Genomic DNA, 16,397 nt, shown 5'->3' on the forward strand with positions numbered 1-16,397 from the left:
CAAATGACGAAGCCCAATACGTATACATCAGATCCAAAATTTAATCGCACAATTATATCCGTGCAGGAAGCGCAATCCATGGTCATGTCGCGAATGAAGGCGGGAGGGGTGGAATACATCCCGCTGGAAGAAGCATACGGCAGACATGCGGCGGCGACCGTGCGGTCAGATGTGCCGGTGCCGCATTTTCGCCGGTCCATCATGGACGGTTATGCCATCCGTGCCGCAGACATTACGCAGGCTTCGCTGGAGAAGCCAGTTCGACTGCGCGTGACGGAGGAGGTAGCGTGCGGCACGGTTGCAAGCCGAGCGTTGCTTCCGGGGGAAGCGGTGCGCATTATGACGGGCGCACAGGTTCCGGAAGGTGCAGATGCGGTCGTCAAGCTGGAGGAGACGACGGAATACGGCACAGCCGACCAGCGGGAGCTGGAGCTGCAGCAGCCGGTGAGGGAAGGCGACAACATTTTGCCTGTCGGCATAGAGATTGCGCAGGGCGAGCTGATGGTTGGCAGCGGCTGCCGTATCGGTGCAGGCGAAATGGCCTTGCTCGCCATGTTTGGCTGCGCGACCGTTCAAGTGCACCGCCGCCCGCGTGTAGCTATCTTGTCCACCGGACACGAGCTGCTCGATGTCTCTGCGCCACTGGAGCCGGGCAAGATTCGCAACAGCAACAGCTTCATGCTGGCCGCTCAGGTTCGGGAAGCAGGTGGAATCCCACACATGCTGCCGCATATTCCCGATGAACTGGAACGGGCGAAGGCAGTCATCATGGAAGCGATAAAGGAATTCGACGCCGTCGTTACGACAGGAGGCGTGTCTGTCGGTGACTACGATGTCATGTACGATCTGACAAACAATTGGTCTGGTGAGTTGTTGTTCAATAAGGTTGCGATGCGTCCAGGCAGTCCGACAACCGTCGGCTTCTTGCACGGCAAGCCGCTCTTCGCCTTATCCGGCAATCCGAGTGCTTGCTATGTCGGGTTCGAAATGTTCGTCCGTCCGGCGCTGCTTCGCATGCAGGGGGCACATGAACCGCTTCCTCATCGCATGACGGCGATGCTTCTTGAGCCGTTTGCGAAGCAGGACCGCTTTGAACGGTTCGTCCGCGGCAATTATGCCGCTGATGAGAATGGCAATCTTACGGTACGGCTGGCTGGGATTGATATGTCCAACGCTACGATTACGATTCGCGATGCGGATTGTCTCATCTGCATTCCGCCGACGAGCGCGGTCATGCCTGCAGGAACACGAGTCAATATCATTCCGCTGCGGCTGAGGCGCTAAGGCATCTGAAGGCGACATCGCAGTGGCGAAGCCGACAGGTGGATGGATAGTTGCGATGGGATGATTAGAAAACGAACTGAAAATATAAATTTTTGCTTATGGCCAAAGGACACGGGGTAGGTCTTCTGCTGAATGTTCCTTAGACCCATTCTCCCGTACAGTCAGGAAGGGTAATGTCGTGGCGAAGATAAGGTACATGCCACCTCGTATAGATACCATGTCAAGAAGCTGCCGTGAAGCGGCCAATCAGGATGGGAGTTAGCTTGACGGCGTCCAGAATCGCGAATGGGCGTGCCGCCTTCTGATGGAAGGGGAGAATGATGCAAAGGGGCTGATGAAGCGGATCACCTACAGTCTGAACGCGCCCCTGCATTAACGCAACGTTTTCCCATGGTGTCACTTTACCCTTCCCAGAGAAGGTATGCCCGTTCGATTCTTCGCATCACTTTCCCCTCTATTTAGAACATCAGCAACTCATTCCCTGCAATGAGCATCTTTCATAAGAATAGAAAACGAACTGAAAATATAAATTTTCACCCGTTGTTACTCATTCCAGGGCAGCAAGAGCGGATCGGGATCGAGAATCGATTCGTACTGTGCCATTGAACCCCATGTTCCGTCTGGATCCAAGCAACGATAGCGTTCGTATTTAGCGCAGCGATCTTCCGCTAGGGCCCAACCAAAATGTTGGATACGGGCGGGATGGCATGCGTATGACAGATGCTCGATTTGGGCTGGGAAGCGGCCGCAATGCTGATTCGTTTCCTTCCATGTATACGTATCCCCATGGCGAGGACGAACGAGGAACGGGCGATAGATGGAGTGGGCTCGCCATACGTCGTCTTCCCGGTAGCAAGTATCGTTCCACATGTCGTATAAGCGAAAATACAAGGCATCAGCTATCTGCTGCCTAAGGATCGCTTCAATGTCTTGATCGAAGCTGGGTTCGAACACTTCATCCGCATCGAGCATGAGGATCCAATCTGGCTCGAGGCGCATTGTTTCGTCCCATTGCTGCTTGCGCAAGCGATATTCCTCCGCGAAGCGGGAGACCGGATTGCGAATGATGGAGTGAGGAACGTCGTGAAGCGCTTCTGCACATACTTGCACCGTGTTATCTGTGCTGCCATCGTCGATAATGAGGGCATTATCGATGAGATGGCGATGCCGCTTAAGCATTCTGCTCAAATATCGGTCGGCTTCATTGCGGACAATCATGGAAAGTGTTAATCGATATGGTCTGGAACGCATCGTAAATGAGAACCCCCCTTTGTCAGCAAAGGCTTTGAAGTATCCTTGAACGCTTCAAAGGCATGCAAATACCTTGTGATTTGCTTAATTAGGACCGTGCTCGCCGCCTTCCGCATAGTGTTGCGATGTGGCGTGCAAATAAGCGTCAACCCCCTGCAGGTTCGAGGGACGATAGATGTGGTAGGCCGGCCGGCGCGTATCGACAAACAATGGAAAGCCAAGAGCTGCCGCACGGATACAGAAGTGCCGGTCCTCTCCCCAGAAGGACACGTTGCGAATTTCAGCGAAACGAACACCAGCGCGAATCGCCTGTCGGCTAATTAAGGTGCAGGCACCGAGACCGCCGACTTCATAGATGCCAGGTTCTCTTAGCTGCTGCAGGAAAGCGTGCAGCCGGCGGTTGGCTTCCTCATCGGATAATGATTCGGATCGGCCTTTTTGAACTAGCGAATATACATCCTGAAGCCATACTTGAGGCATCTCAATCGTTCCCGGTTGCCAGGACGTCCAAAATATATTGCAAATAATATCCTTCTCCGCCGTAAGCAAACGATCAATCGTATCGAGGGAGACGAGGACGTCGGAATCGATGAGGAACAAATAATCGTAATCGTGAGTCTTTGCATGGGTGATGATGCGGTCTTTCATGGCGGCGACGCGCCAGACGAGCGTTTCATTCCATTCGTGGGTTACTTCATTGCACCGATATGGAACGGAGGGCTCCTGACTTGGCCAGATTAGAACGCTGCGCCTGCCCATGGTTCGTGATTGGAACGCAGCGAGTTCAAGCGATGCTTCGGGGGATTCATTATCGTCAATGAACAGGAAATCTGCGGAATGCCGCTTCGCATCGAGCCGTTCCAACGACGTTAGAAAAGGATTCAATATATCCGCTGCTTGGCGGACGGGACTTCCGATAAGCACGCGCGGGGTGGGCATGGCTTCACCTCAGTAAAATATAATAGGGCTCAAGCGGTCGTTCACCTATATTGTATGAGCGATACGAGACATTCAACACAAGAAGAAAGCGATATTAATGAATGGCCCTCGTATGGAAGAGATGAAGTAGGCTTTTGCATCGCATTCATGTAAAATAGTAGTGATGATATGTAAGAGGTTAGCAAGCAGCTACGCGTAATATTTTAGGAGGCGACGACATGCAGGAAACGACAGCGTCGGCTGATTCGGACGTGACAATAGACAATGGTTCGAACCATGATCGCTACTCCCGTCAAGAACGTTTCCAGCCTATCGGCCCGGAAGGGCAGCGTCGGCTGAAGGAGAGCTGTGTTCTCATCGTCGGTGCGGGAGCGCTCGGATCAGGCACTGCCGAAATGCTAGTGCGTGCGGGAGTCGGAACGGTGACGATCGTGGACCGGGATTATGTGGAGTGGAGCAATCTGCAGCGCCAGCAGCTGTACGTCGAAGCGGATGCGCTTGAGCGCCTGCCGAAGGCGGTTGCTGCCGAACGGCGTTTGAAGGCGATTAATAGCGAGGCTAACGTGTGCGGGGTCGTCGCTGATGTAACGGTTGACGAATTAGACGCATTAGCGGACGGGGCGCAGCTGATTATGGATGCGACCGATAATTTCGATACGCGTCTTTTGCTTAACGATTATGCGATGAAAAAAAGCATACCATGGATTTATGGCGCTTGTGTGGGCAGTTACGGCATGTCAATGATGTTCGTGCCGAAGGAGACGCCGTGTCTGCATTGTCTGATGGAAACGGTGCCGCTTGGCGGGGCTACATGTGATACGGCTGGAATTATTGCCCCGGCTGTACAGATGGTGGTCTCTTATCAGACGGCAGAGGCGTTGAAGTGGTTGACAGGACATCGTGAAGCGCTGCGTCATACATTGGTCTCGTTCGACCTGTGGACGAATCAGCATACGGCGATCGGAGTGAAGGACGCGAGACGGGTCGATTGTCCATCTTGCGGGATAAAGGCCACGCATCCGTATCTTAGCGCAGCCCATCACCGCAAGACAGACATTCTGTGCGGACGGGACACCGTTCAAATACGGCCTGCTCATCACATAGAGCTTGATTTGGACGATATCGCCCAGCGATTTCATTCTGCACAGCATGGAGAGGTACGGGTCAATCCGTATTTAGTATCCTTGCAGGCCGATGCGCACCGCCTGGTCGTCTTCCGTGACGGAAGAGTGCTGGTGCACGGCACAAAAGATCCGGTCGAAGCGCGCATCATACATGACCGTTACTTGGGTTGATAAGGCTCCGTCATCGGATTCCAGAGTTCGGCCCCGAGCTGATGCCCGACCCATTTAGAGCCATCTTCCCATATTTCTTTTTTCCAAATGGGCACGCGCTGCTTCAAGCGTTCGATGGCATAACGGCTCGCATCATAGCAGCTTGCGCGATGGGGAGAAGATACGGCGATAACGACGCTTGCTTCTCCCACAGGAACCGTGCCTAATCGGTGGGTAATCGCCGTTAACGTGCCAGGCCAGCGTGCGGCGATCTCTTCGCCGATGGATTGGAGCATCTTGAGCGCCATCGGAACGTATGCCTCATAATCGAGCTGGATCGTGCGCTTGCCGTTCGTGTGCTCACGAGTCGTGCCGATGAACAGCAGCGCTGCACCATGGTCTGGATGCGCGACTGCGCTGGAGACGGCTTCGACTGCAATGGAATTATACATAAGCACAAATCGGTCATCATTGGAACGGGCGCCTGTCTCAGCGGAGACCGCAGAGGTACCGTCTCCGCCGGATACCGGCGGGATTAAGGCCAATTCATCCTGCGGCACGATCATGTGGTCGTCCGCGGCATATTGTTGATTGACGGCCATGAAGGCGCGCAGAATCGCTTGCGCCGCATGCGGATATCGGACAGCCATTATACCTTTCAGCTCTGCTACGGAAATGGTGGAACCATGGGCTTCCACCGTTGCGACGGCTTGTCCGATCAATTCGCCCAAGCCGGCAAAGCATTGCACATGATATAGCATTTTATAACCTTCTTTCTCCCATTGTTGCGATGAACACATTTTATCTGAACCCATCTTACCATAGGACTCAGGTAACTACCTAGTTTCCTGCAGGCTGGAAAAAGAACGTTAAAATAGAAGTCATTCAGTGACCGAGATTGAGGAGAAACTATGACATTATCGAGAATGGATCGAGCTAAAGAGGAGCGGGAACAACGTAAAAAGAAAAAGCGGCATCGCCTGTGGGGAAATGCCATTCTGGGCATTATCCTCATTGCGGCCGCTATCTACGGCTGGCAAAGCGGATTAATCGGCGGATCGGCGCCTGATGTGAATGAGTTGACTGTCGAGCCGGCAACCGGACCTTCATCGGACGGCGCGGATGCGAATAAGGAGCAGGACGATGCGAGCGGCCAACGTGGCGATGGAGGCGATTCAGAGAGCGCCCAGCCCGGGAATCAGGATTCCGCCGGGAAAGAGCCGGTGGTACGCCTCACATTTGTCGGGGATATGATGATGGCGGGCAAAGTAGAGGGCGTCGTTCAGGAGAAGGGGTACGACTTTCCATTTCAATACGTAAAAGGGTTGTTGCAAGCAGCGGATCTGTCTATCGGAAACTTGGAGACGCCGTTGACGACGGATGGCGTTCCAGCGGAGGAGAAGGACTTCGTCTATAAGACATCTCCGCAGGCGGCCCAAGCCATAGCGAATGCAGGTATTGACATCGTCAATCTGGCCAACAACCATACGATGGATCAAGGCGAAAATGGACTGCTTGATACGTTCGAAGCGCTCAATAAGGCGAAGGTGAAGTATGTCGGGGCAGGGAAGGACAGCAAAGAAGCTTACAGTCCCGTCATTGTAGAACGCCAAGGCATCAAGATGGCAATTCTCGGCTTTACCCGCGTCATTCCTGACTCAAGCTGGTATGCAGGGAAGAATAAGCCGGGGGTCGCAACCACCTATGAAGGTACGAAGGAGCAGGCGGCCGCGGCGATCAAGGAAGCGAAGCAGCAAGCCGATCTCGTTATTGTCATTGCCCATTGGGGCAAAGAGCGGGAGGATTATCCCCTCGAATATCAAAAAGAATTGGCTCAATTATATGTCGATTCCGGTGCCGATCTGATTGTTGGCGGTCACCCGCACGTGCTGCAAGGCTTTGAGCAATATAAAGATAAGTGGATTGCGTACAGCGTGGGCAATTTTGTGTTCACACTCAATGAACTGCCGAAGACGTGGGATACGATGGTGCTGCAGGCGGAATGCACGAAGAGCGGCAAATGCGAGCTGCAGATGAAGCCGTTCTTTACCGAGCTGGGGCAGCCGGTACCGCTTGAGGGAGAGAAAGGTACCGAGCTGATGAAGCACGTCGAAAGCATCTCCAACCGTGTATCCATTGACGGACAAGGACGTATCGCATCGAAATCATAAATAAGTTGCCATGAGGGGAGACATAAACGATGAACGCAGACCTAAAAGTAAACTTTGACCCATCCGCCGTACGCAATGTGTACTGCATTGGACGCAATTATCGCTTGCATGCGGCAGAGCTCGGCAATGACGTGCCTACGCAGCCGATGGTATTTCTGAAGCCTTCCCATGCTGTATCGCTGATTGCCGATGGGACGCAGCTTCCTCTGCCGCTTCATACCGGTGCGGTTCACCATGAGATTGAGCTTGTGCTTCGCATTGGCCGCAAGGTGACCCCAGGCATGACCGCGGACGAAGCGGTGGATGCCTATGCGCTAGGCATTGACTTTACGCTTAGAGACGTGCAGGATGTGCTGAAGCAAAAAGGACATCCGTGGCTTGCGGCAAAAGGAGTGCTAAATAGTGCCCCCATTACGCGCTTTGTGCCGTTTCCGGGAACGACTGAGCTTGAACGCATCCCTTTTTCGTTAGTGAAAAATGATGAAACCGTACAGTTTGGCAGTGCAGAAGAGATGATTTTTTCGCTGAATACGCTCATTTCATACGTCGCTCAGCATTACGGCTTAGGTGAAGGAGACTTATTGTTTACCGGTACGCCTGCAGGAGTCGGTCCTGTACAGGCGCGGGATCGATTAGCCCTTTGTCTGCGCGAAGAGGTGCTCGGTTCCTGCATTATTACGGAGCAGGGTTAGAATGATCGGAACAGAACTGGCTTGGTGGAGTCTCGAGGAGGGACGAATTTGTTTCAAGAGTGGATGAGGCTATTGGGCAGCATCAGTCCTTGGTTGATTGGCTTCGCGGGAAGTCTGCTGGTGGCAGGCGCAGCGTGGTGGAAGCGATCGCTGACAAAATCGGGTGCCGCTGCAGCTGTTATCATGGGGACGATATATTATGGGAGTGGCGACCTTCTCTGGTTCGGATTGCTGTTGACTTTTTTCATTACGTCAACTGGCTGGTCCAAGTGGAAAAAGCGAATGAAGGTGCGCTTTGATGAACTGTATGAAAAAACAGGAGAGCGCGATGCAGGGCAAGTGTTGGCGAACGGCGGCATTGGCATGATTCTCTGTCTCTTGAATTACGTTGCTCCGAATTCGATATGGATGTGGTTGTTTATCGGGGTAATGGCTACGGTCAATGCGGATACGTGGGCAACGGAAATCGGCAGCCTCAGCCCTAAGCCTCCCCGTTCTATACTGACAGGCCGTACAGTTCCCGCGGGAACATCGGGGGCTGTATCGGTCATAGGCACACTAGCTTCTGTTGCGGGGGCGCTGACCATTGGCATTGCAGCCGTCGTTTTTATGCTCATTTTGAACGAGCAGCATAATTGGGTTGATTTAGGGGTGATCATTGGCGCAGCAGGAATAGGCGGTGTGGCGGGAGCCATGCTCGATTCCTTATTCGGCGCTACCGTCCAGGCGAGCTACCGCTGCAGCAAGTGCGGCGCGGATACGGAACGAACCGAACATTGCGGCATCCCGACCGTGCTCGTTCGCGGGGCAGGCTGGATGAACAATGATAGAGTCAATATGATTACTTCTAGCGCCGGCGGTGCTGCTTCTTGTCTTGTTTTGTTGTTATATGGAATGTAACAAATCGACAAGCAATCGAACTCGTGATATATTCGAACAAAGAATGTCAGGCATAGGTCATGGCTTGGGCAAATGTGGAGGAGGTGGGCCGATGAGTTACGGTTATGGCGATAAGCTGCATCTCATTTTAGATGCGGCATACGAGCTCTTCGGTTCCGATGGCTTTTACGAGACGAAAATGTCTGATATTGCCGATAAAGCAGGCATTGCCAAAGGAACACTTTATTTATATTTTAAGAGTAAGGAACAATTGTTCACCGCGATGACGGTGCGTGATTTTGAACAATATTTGCGCGAACTGGAATTCGGTCTGAATCAACGCCATTCATTGGAGGAACGGCTGCGATTTATTGCGGACCATCATTTGCGCTATTACTATAACCGCAAAGAGTATACGAAGCTGTTCTTCAAGACACCGAATAATGACCCGGACATGATGGCTGCGCTTCGAAACTTCATGCACAGCTATATGCGTCTTATTTCGGAGACGATGGAGGCTTACGGGGTGCCGGAAGCGACACTTCATGCCAAATCGTACGCGGGAATGTTGGATATGATCAAGATGGATATTTTGTTCTCGCCTACATTTACGGAACGAGATTTGCAGCAGCGCATTCGATTTGTTGCTGATTTGTTCATGAATGGGTGTGCCGCGAGTCATGAAGAAGCCGCCGGGCAGTAAGAGGAGCGACTTAGCCAAAGGTGCCGAAAGTGTATAAAAGCAAGGGGAGAACCTCGGGTTCTCCCTTTTTGGGCAAATCATGCGAATTTGCTTGCGAACCGAATGGAGGATTTATGATGCATTTAATGACGATAGATCAGCTTGGCAAAAGCTACGGAGAGAAGACGCTGTTCAAGGAGGTAACCTTCGGAATTGAAGCTGGGGACCGCTTGGGCATTGTCGGTGTAAACGGTACGGGAAAATCAACTTTTTTGCGCACTATCGCTGGAGTGGAACCGTTGGAAGAAGGGCAAGTGCTTATCGGAAATCGGGTGACCCTGCAGTATGTGTCGCAGGAGCCAGTCTTTGATCCGGAGGCTGCCGTTCTCGATCAAGTGCTTGGCGGAAATGCGCCCGAGATGGTCGCTGTCCGGAAATATACGGAATGCTTGGAAGAAGCTCGCCGCAAGCCTGACGATGAAGCCATACAGATGAAGCTTGTGCGCGCAAGCGATGATATGGAGCGGCTGCAAGCATGGCAGCTCGAAAGCGAGGCGAAGACGATTCTGTCCAAGCTTGGCATTCAACAGTTCGACGCCAAGATGGGAACCTTGTCCGGCGGACAGCGCAAGCGTGTTGCACTCGCCTCTGCGCTCATTCATCCGTCAGATATTTTGCTGCTGGATGAGCCGACGAACCATATCGATAACGATACTGTCGCATGGCTAGAGACGCTGCTGCAGAAGCGATCGGGTGCACTGCTTATGATTACGCACGATCGTTATTTTCTCGATCGGGTTGCCAACCGTATGATGGAGCTTGATCGAGGATGCGCTTTCTTCTATGAAGCGAACTATACCCGTTTCTTGGAGCTGAAGGCGGACCGTGAAGCAAGGGAAGCGGCAACCGAAGATAAACGACAGAACCTGCTGCGTCAGGAGTTGGCTTGGATCCGGCGTGGTGCGAAAGCGCGGTCGACGAAGCAGAAGGCGCGCATTCAACGGTTCGAAGATCTGCAAGCGGACGGACCGCTTGCAAAAGGCGATCAGGTGGACGTCTCGACCTTATCTGCCCGGTTGGGCAAGAAGATAATGGAGCTTGAGCATGTCGGTTGCTCCATTAACGGCCAAGCGCTGTTCCAGGATGTGAATTATATTGCGGTTCCCGAAGATCGCATCGGCATAATCGGACCGAATGGAAGCGGGAAATCAACGCTGCTGCGCATCATTGCTGGACTGCGAGAGCCTGACGAAGGGTCGATCGTGCTGGGGCCGACGGTCCGCATTGGATTCTTCACGCAGGAGCATGAGGAAATGGATGAGTCGATGCGGGTAATCGAATACGTGCGCGAAGGGGCGGAAACGGTTCGTACGTCGGAAGGGCAGACCATTACCGCAGCGCAAATGCTGGAGCGGTTCTTGTTCTCTCCGGCGATGCAGTGGACCTTAATCGGCAAGCTGTCTGGTGGAGAGAAGAGACGGCTGCAACTCCTGCGCATGCTGCTGGAAGCGCCGAACGTCCTGCTGCTCGATGAGCCTACGAACGATTTGGACGTGCAGACACTAGCTGTGCTTGAGGATTATTTGGACGATTTCCCGGGCGTAGTCATTACCGTGTCCCATGATCGCTATTTCCTGGATCGTGTGGTGGAACGTATCTGGTCGTTCGAAGATGGAGCGATAGAACAGCATGTAGGCAACTATTCGGAATATATGGAGTGGAAGGCAAAATACGGCGGAACAGCGAGCGCGGAGTCCGATCAAGCGGCTAAGGCGGCTACAGCAGTTGATAAATCCGAACGTCTCGAGCGTAAGACTAAGCTGAAAATGTCTTATAAAGAAGAGCGTGAATATGAGCAAATCGAGGATCGAATTGCAGAGGCGGAAGAAAATATGGAGCGCATCCAGAAGGAAATGGAGCAAGCATTCAATGACTCCGCCCGTCTGCAGGAGCTCATGAAGGAAGATAGCGCTGCCCAGACACAGTTGAGTGATTTAATGGAGCGATGGACCTATTTAAGCGAGTTAGCAGAACAGATTGAGGCAGAGAAACAGAAATAACATCGGTACGGACGGGATAGAGTGCAACATGAGGTTACGTGCTCCTTCATCGGTTTATATAAGAATAGTTGGGATGAAAGGAGATGCTCTGTCGTGACAGCATATGAAGCGGAGTCGAATGCATATGTCATTTATCCAGGCAAGCGCAAATTGATATTAACTTTGTTGGGGTCGCTTGTGTTCGTCGTCATCGGTATTGTATTGATGCTTGACAGTGAAGGAGTATCCATTGTCGTTGGCGGAATTTGTTCATTATTTTTTGCGGTAACATTGGCATACTCCCTCTTTCGCCTGATGGTGCCGAAGCCGGCGCTAGTTGTTTCTAATGAAGGCTTCATCGATAATGCCTCCTTGAGTGCGGCAGGTGAAGTGAGATGGGATGAAGTAAAAGACATTTTTATTTATGAATTCATGGGCCAGCATTTTATCGGCATCCAAGTAGTGAATCCGGATCGGCTTATGGCGCGGATTCCATCGTGGAAGCAATCGATTGCAAAAGCGAACAAGCATTTAGTGAAAGCTCAAGTAAATATTCCAAAGGTCGCCATCAGCGTGCCATTGGAACAGGTGGTCAACGAAATGCTCGCGCGTTGGAAACGATCCGAACCAACAATGGGATAGTCATAACCAAACGAATACAAAGAGCAGGCGCCGACCTTATGAATCGGCGCCTGCTCTATTTAGATAATATGGTAACACTGACATGCGCAGCTGGCGTTTGTGCGTTCGCGCAGCGTCATTGTTTCATTCACGATCATTTCTAATCTTCCGCAGCTACGTGGACGAGCGCGCGGCCCCATGTCTGCCCTTCGAGCATACGAGCGGTATATTCCGGCACATCTTGAAGGGATATCTCATGAATCCATTCATTGTCTTGTGCAATGAACTTCCATTCATCAGCCATTCTTGACCAGAGTCGAGTCCTGTGAGCGGCTGAAGCATAGACCGAGTCAATTCCGTATAGGGCTATGCCTCTCAAGATGAACGGATAGACCGATGTCGGCAGCTGTCCTCCCGCAGTCAGTCCGGCAGCCGCAACGGCTCCGCCATACCGGGTAGAAGCGAGCGCTGCTGCAAGAATGTCACCGCCACATACATCGATTACTGCCGCCCAGCGCTGCTTATCCAACGCACGCGGCCGTTCAGGCTGCCACCCCTGCCGCGATACGACATGAGCGGCACCTAAATTCCGCAGTGTATCGGCTAATTGACTCTTACCGCTCGCGGCGGTTACTTCGTAACCAAGCTTGGCCAGCATAGCGACGGAAATGGAGCCGACTCCGCCGCTTGCTCCGGTTACAAGAACCGGGCCATCATCTGGACGAATGCCGTGCTGTTCGAGGCGTTCTACGGCTAATGCCGCCGTAAATCCTGCCGTTCCGAACACCATCGCCTCCCGCAAGCTGAGTGATTCGGGTACAGGCACGACCCAATCTCCAGGGACGCGGACGATTTCGGACAGACCGCCGAAATGAGTCACCCCTAGCTCATAACCGGTAACCAGCACTGGCTGACCGGCAGTAAAGCGCGGATCATGACTTGTCATTACGATACCCGACAGATCGATTCCGGGGATGAATGGGTACGATTTAACGATGCCGCCGTTCGGTGCGCAAGCTAATGCATCTTTATAATTTAAGCTGGAATAAGCAACACGGATCGTCACACTGCCCTCCGGCAGATCGGACAAGCCGAGCTCCTGAACGGACACGTCCATTATATCGCCATCTGACTTGCGCACGACTAATGCTCGAAAGCGCTCCGTCATATTTCTTCCTCCTTCTCATCGATGCAAGTTGTCGTTCGAGTGATAGAGTCCTGATAACTATCATGTCCCTACTTCCGTCCGGTAAGTTTACTCTGTAATGTAAGCGGAGAGAAGCCGCGCCGTATTGATGACTGCCTTCTGATGGGTACGTTCCATCGCATGGGATGCATGCACGCCCGGTCCGATGAGCGCGGCGCGAATATTATGACCTCCCCGTAAAGCGGCGGAAGCATCCGAGCCGTAATGAGGATAAATGTCCACCGCATACTCGACTCCTTCCCGCTCGGCCAATGCGATCAATTGTCCGGTCATCATGTAATCGTAAGGACCGGAGGAATCTTTGGCACATATAGATACATCGGTCTCTTTACATGACAAATCGTCCCCCATTGCGCCCATATCGACGGCGATCATTTCCGTTATTTCCTGGGGAATGTATGATGCGCCGTGACCGATTTCCTCATAGTTCGTAATGAAAATGACGATATCGTGCTGCGGTTGCCAAGATGTGCGCTTTATGCTCTCCAATACGCCGAAGAGTGCTGCAACGCTTGCTTTGTCATCCAAGTGACGCGATTTGATCAAGCCGTTATGCAGATGGACTGGGCGCGCATCGAAGGACACGTAATCGCCCGTACGGATGCCAAGCGCTTCGGTATCCTGCTTGGAGTGGACAAGCTCATCGATGCGCACCATCATATTTTTCTCTTCACGCGCGTAGTCGCGTGCGTCGCTATATACGTGTACAGACGGGTGATTGGTCATAATTGTGCCAGTATAGACCCGTCCGTCCCGAGTATGTATTTGGCAGTATTCGTTCTCCATTGAATGAGACATGTATCCGCCTAACGAAGTGAGCCGCAGCGTCCCGTCTGCGTTGATGGAACGGACCATTGCGCCAAGCGTATCCACATGCGCTGATAAGCCGATGACTTTCTCGGCATTGCCTTTTGCGCCGTTCACTTTGATCACGCCGCATCCTTTTTGCGTAAGCTCAAATGAATATCCGAGACGTTTCGCTTCTTCGCCAATTCGCTTCATTATGTGATGTGTATAGCCGGTTGGGCTTGGGGTCTGAAGCAGTTCCATTAAAAACGAAGTTACATAATTCTCATCTATCGCCGCATGAAACGGCTCCGATGTTATGACAGGTTGATTCATTATATAGCCTCCTCATCTTTGCATCCGTTTAATTCCATATAGATAGTGGTAGTTATGCTACTCGGCGTGCTTCCGATCAGCGGAAGCGTTGGAGGTATCGCTCAGATCCTCAGTGCCTTGCAGAGCTGGCTCTTCTACAGTGTCCGGAATGACATACCCCGTCGCGTCCATCACTTGAGCAAGCTGCTGTTCCAGCCCTTTCAGCTTCTTCTGGGATTTGTACTGCAAATAAATGCTGTAGGAGCCCACAATGATGGCCCCTAACAGGGTGCAGCCAAGGATGAGCAAAATAAGAGGTACGTCAAATGTACCGAATAACAAATTGACTTGGACCGGATTGACGTTAATGACGGCGAAGATGGCCGTAATCAACGCGAAAAAGAGCCCTGCCAGCAAAGACCATTGAATACGCATCGAGTTATCCTCCTCATGGTTCTATATATCTACCTCTCAGTATAATGTTCGACCGCTTTCGTCACAAGTTGAATGCATTATCCAAAAATAAATTTAATTAAGGTGAAAATATTCAAAACGTTCTTGAAGCATGATATGCTCATAACAGGTGGGTTAATGTGGAAAAGGAGGACTGCGATGGAAAACATGAAAGCGGATGCAGTTGTTATCGGTGGGGGGCTTGGAGGTACGCTTGCAGCATGGACATTGGCAAAGCGGGGGTATCAAGTTGTGTTGACGGAAGAGACGGATTGGGTGGGCGGCCAGCTAACGAGTCAGGCCGTGCCGCCCGACGAGCATCCCTGGATAGAACAGACGGGATGTACAGGCTCCTATCGGGAATTCCGCCAACAGGTTCGACGACATTACCGCCAACGGGTGCAGCCTGATCAAGTGCGCGGCGAGGCGCACTTCGACGAACATTTCAATCCAGGCAATGCATGGGTCAGCCGTCTTAGTCATGAACCGAACGTAGCGCATGGCATTTTGCAGAAGTGGTTGTGGCCGTTTGTGAACGAGGGGCGCCTTCATATTTTGTATGACACGATACCGATTCAGGCACAGGCGGAAGGAGAAAAGGTGCAGCAAGTGACAGTCCGGCACTTGAAGAGCGGGGAAGAGACGACGATTGCCGGGGATTACTTCGTGGATGCAACGGAATGCGGCGACTTACTGCCGCTCGCTGGCGTGGAGTACAATGTCGGGGCTGAGTCGCAGCAGAATACGGGAGAGCCGCATGCGCTCCTTGAAGCGAATCAAGAGGATACACAGGCGTTCACGGTCGTGATGGCGGTTGAGATGCTGCCGGAGCATGCAGCTCATCTCGCCCCTTCGATCCCGCAACCAGAGATGTACGAGTTCTGGCGCAGCTTCTATCATGAGGGATCGCCCTATCCGCTGCTGAGCTGGTGGGATATGAAGCCGAACGCTGATGAGGAATATCGCAGCTTTACATTCCTGCCAGGAAGCAGCGATCTGCCGCTGTGGACATATCGCCGTGTCGTGGATGCAGCCCAGTTCAAAGAAGGGGAGTCGGAGGGTGACATCTCGCTTATCAATTGGCCGCAGAACGATTACTCCTTGGCATCGATTATTGAAATGCCATATGAAGAACGGATGCAGCATGTAGAAATGGCAAAACAATTAAGCTTATCACTATTATATTGGCTGCAGACTGAAGCTCCTCGGGAGGACGGGGGAACGGGCTATCCCGGACTCCGGCTGTGCGGCAAAGCGGTCGGAACGGAGGACGGATTGGCGAAATCTCCATATATTCGTGAGTCGAGACGAATTCAGGCGCTTTATACGATTACCGAAGCGGATGTAAATAAGGAATTGCGGCAAGACAAAGGCGAGGGAATACGCTGTTATGAGGATAGTGTCGGTGTAGGGCATTATTTCTTGGATTTACATATGACGGCCAAGAGCCGCCGCAGTATGTTCATTCCAGCCTATCCGTATGAGATTCCGCTCGGTGCGCTCATACCGAGGCGGGTCCAGAATGTGCTTCCCGCCAGCAAAAATATCGGTACAACACAAATTACGAATGGCTGCTACCGTCTCCACCCGACCGAATGGAACATTGGGGAGTCGGTCGGTCATCTCATTGCGTACGCTCTGGATCATGGCGTGACGCCTCGCGAGGTGCATGGTCATTCACTTCACCTGAAGGCTTATCAAAAAGAACTCGATGAGGCAGGGATTCAGCGCAGCTGGCCATTCGAGGGAATGAACTAGGGTGTCTCAACAGCAAGAAAGCGGGTGCCCAGAGGGGCCCCCGCTT

General features: G+C 52.4%; 16 protein-coding genes. 9 read left to right on the forward strand and 7 right to left on the reverse strand.

All coding sequences use genetic code 11. The features are described 5' to 3' along the window. Positions 1-3: 3 nt before the first annotated feature. Positions 4-1,284 (forward strand): molybdopterin molybdotransferase MoeA, encoded by a 1,281-nt coding sequence (locus tag A372_RS0127965; RefSeq protein WP_019424240.1) that lies wholly within the window; start codon positions 4-6, stop codon positions 1,282-1,284. A gap of 220 nt (positions 1,285-1,504) precedes the next feature. Here A372_RS0127965 and A372_RS0127970 read toward each other — a convergent pair whose 3' ends face one another. From A372_RS0127970 to A372_RS0127980, 3 genes are all read right to left on the reverse strand, one after another. After that, entirely contained in the window at positions 1,505-1,684 is a 180-nt protein-coding gene (locus tag A372_RS0127970) for a hypothetical protein (protein ID WP_019424241.1), read from the reverse strand. Positions 1,685-1,827: 143 nt separating this feature from the next. Beyond that, a complete protein-coding gene (locus A372_RS0127975; RefSeq protein WP_019424242.1) occupies positions 1,828-2,535 on the reverse strand; it encodes a glycosyltransferase family 2 protein in 708 nt (235 codons plus the stop codon). A gap of 84 nt (positions 2,536-2,619) precedes the next feature. Beyond that, the gene (locus tag A372_RS0127980) at positions 2,620-3,474 is read right to left on the reverse strand and encodes a glycosyltransferase family 2 protein (protein ID WP_019424243.1); all 855 of its coding nucleotides are present in this window, start codon (positions 3,472-3,474) and stop codon (positions 2,620-2,622) included. 218 nt (positions 3,475-3,692) lie between these two features. Between A372_RS0127980 and A372_RS0127985 the strand changes: the two genes are divergently transcribed. Next, positions 3,693-4,769, forward strand: coding sequence for a ThiF family adenylyltransferase (locus tag A372_RS0127985; protein ID WP_019424244.1), 1,077 nt, complete (start codon positions 3,693-3,695; stop codon positions 4,767-4,769). Here A372_RS0127985 and A372_RS39165 read toward each other — a convergent pair. Then, on the reverse strand, positions 4,757-5,509 hold the full coding sequence (locus A372_RS39165) for a molybdenum cofactor biosynthesis protein (protein ID WP_019424245.1): 753 nt from the start codon (positions 5,507-5,509) through the stop codon (positions 4,757-4,759). The genes A372_RS0127985 and A372_RS39165 overlap by 13 nt on opposite strands. 150 nt (positions 5,510-5,659) lie before the next feature. Here A372_RS39165 and A372_RS0127995 point away from each other — a divergent pair, with 150 nt between their 5' ends. The 6 genes from A372_RS0127995 (at position 5,660) to A372_RS0128020 (ending at position 11,853) form a co-directional block, all read left to right on the forward strand. Continuing rightward, complete coding sequence (locus A372_RS0127995; RefSeq protein ID WP_019424246.1) at positions 5,660-6,919, forward strand: CapA family protein; 1,260 nt, start codon at positions 5,660-5,662, stop codon at positions 6,917-6,919. 29 nt (positions 6,920-6,948) lie between these two features. Then, positions 6,949-7,611, forward strand: a complete 663-nt coding sequence (locus tag A372_RS0128000) for a fumarylacetoacetate hydrolase family protein (protein ID WP_019424247.1) — start codon at positions 6,949-6,951, stop codon at positions 7,609-7,611. Positions 7,612-7,659: 48 nt separating this feature from the next. Next, positions 7,660-8,511, forward strand: coding sequence for a DUF92 domain-containing protein (locus A372_RS0128005; RefSeq protein WP_019424248.1), 852 nt, complete (start codon positions 7,660-7,662; stop codon positions 8,509-8,511). 91 nt (positions 8,512-8,602) lie between these two features. Further along, positions 8,603-9,193 (forward strand): TetR/AcrR family transcriptional regulator, encoded by a 591-nt coding sequence (locus A372_RS0128010; RefSeq protein WP_019424249.1) that lies wholly within the window; start codon positions 8,603-8,605, stop codon positions 9,191-9,193. A gap of 116 nt (positions 9,194-9,309) precedes the next feature. Further along, complete coding sequence (locus tag A372_RS0128015) at positions 9,310-11,232, forward strand: ABC-F family ATP-binding cassette domain-containing protein (protein WP_019424250.1); 1,923 nt, start codon at positions 9,310-9,312, stop codon at positions 11,230-11,232. A gap of 93 nt (positions 11,233-11,325) precedes the next feature. Beyond that, positions 11,326-11,853 (forward strand): STM3941 family protein, encoded by a 528-nt coding sequence (locus tag A372_RS0128020; RefSeq protein WP_019424251.1) that lies wholly within the window; start codon positions 11,326-11,328, stop codon positions 11,851-11,853. A 139-nt stretch (positions 11,854-11,992) separates the two neighbouring features. On the opposite strand, the gene A372_RS0128025 is transcribed toward A372_RS0128020, so the two are convergent. The 3 genes from A372_RS0128025 to A372_RS0128035 form a co-directional block, all read right to left on the reverse strand. Continuing rightward, the gene (locus A372_RS0128025) at positions 11,993-13,000 is read right to left on the reverse strand and encodes an oxidoreductase (protein WP_019424252.1); all 1,008 of its coding nucleotides are present in this window, start codon (positions 12,998-13,000) and stop codon (positions 11,993-11,995) included. 87 nt (positions 13,001-13,087) lie between these two features. Continuing rightward, positions 13,088-14,161, reverse strand: a complete 1,074-nt coding sequence (locus A372_RS0128030; RefSeq protein WP_019424253.1) for a M42 family metallopeptidase — start codon at positions 14,159-14,161, stop codon at positions 13,088-13,090. Between the two features lie 57 nt (positions 14,162-14,218). Next, positions 14,219-14,575 (reverse strand): LapA family protein, encoded by a 357-nt coding sequence (locus tag A372_RS0128035; protein ID WP_019424254.1) that lies wholly within the window; start codon positions 14,573-14,575, stop codon positions 14,219-14,221. Positions 14,576-14,752: 177 nt separating this feature from the next. Between A372_RS0128035 and A372_RS0128040 the strand changes: the two genes are divergently transcribed. Further along, positions 14,753-16,351 carry an FAD-dependent oxidoreductase gene (locus tag A372_RS0128040; protein WP_019424255.1) on the forward strand — a complete coding sequence of 533 codons (1,599 nt, stop codon included), beginning with the start codon at positions 14,753-14,755 and terminating at the stop codon, positions 16,349-16,351. Positions 16,352-16,397: the final 46 nt, after the last annotated feature.

Origin of the sequence: Paenibacillus sp. OSY-SE (assembly GCF_000283315.1) — a bacterium.
Classification (GTDB): domain Bacteria; phylum Bacillota; class Bacilli; order Paenibacillales; family Paenibacillaceae; genus Paenibacillus_B; species Paenibacillus_B profundus.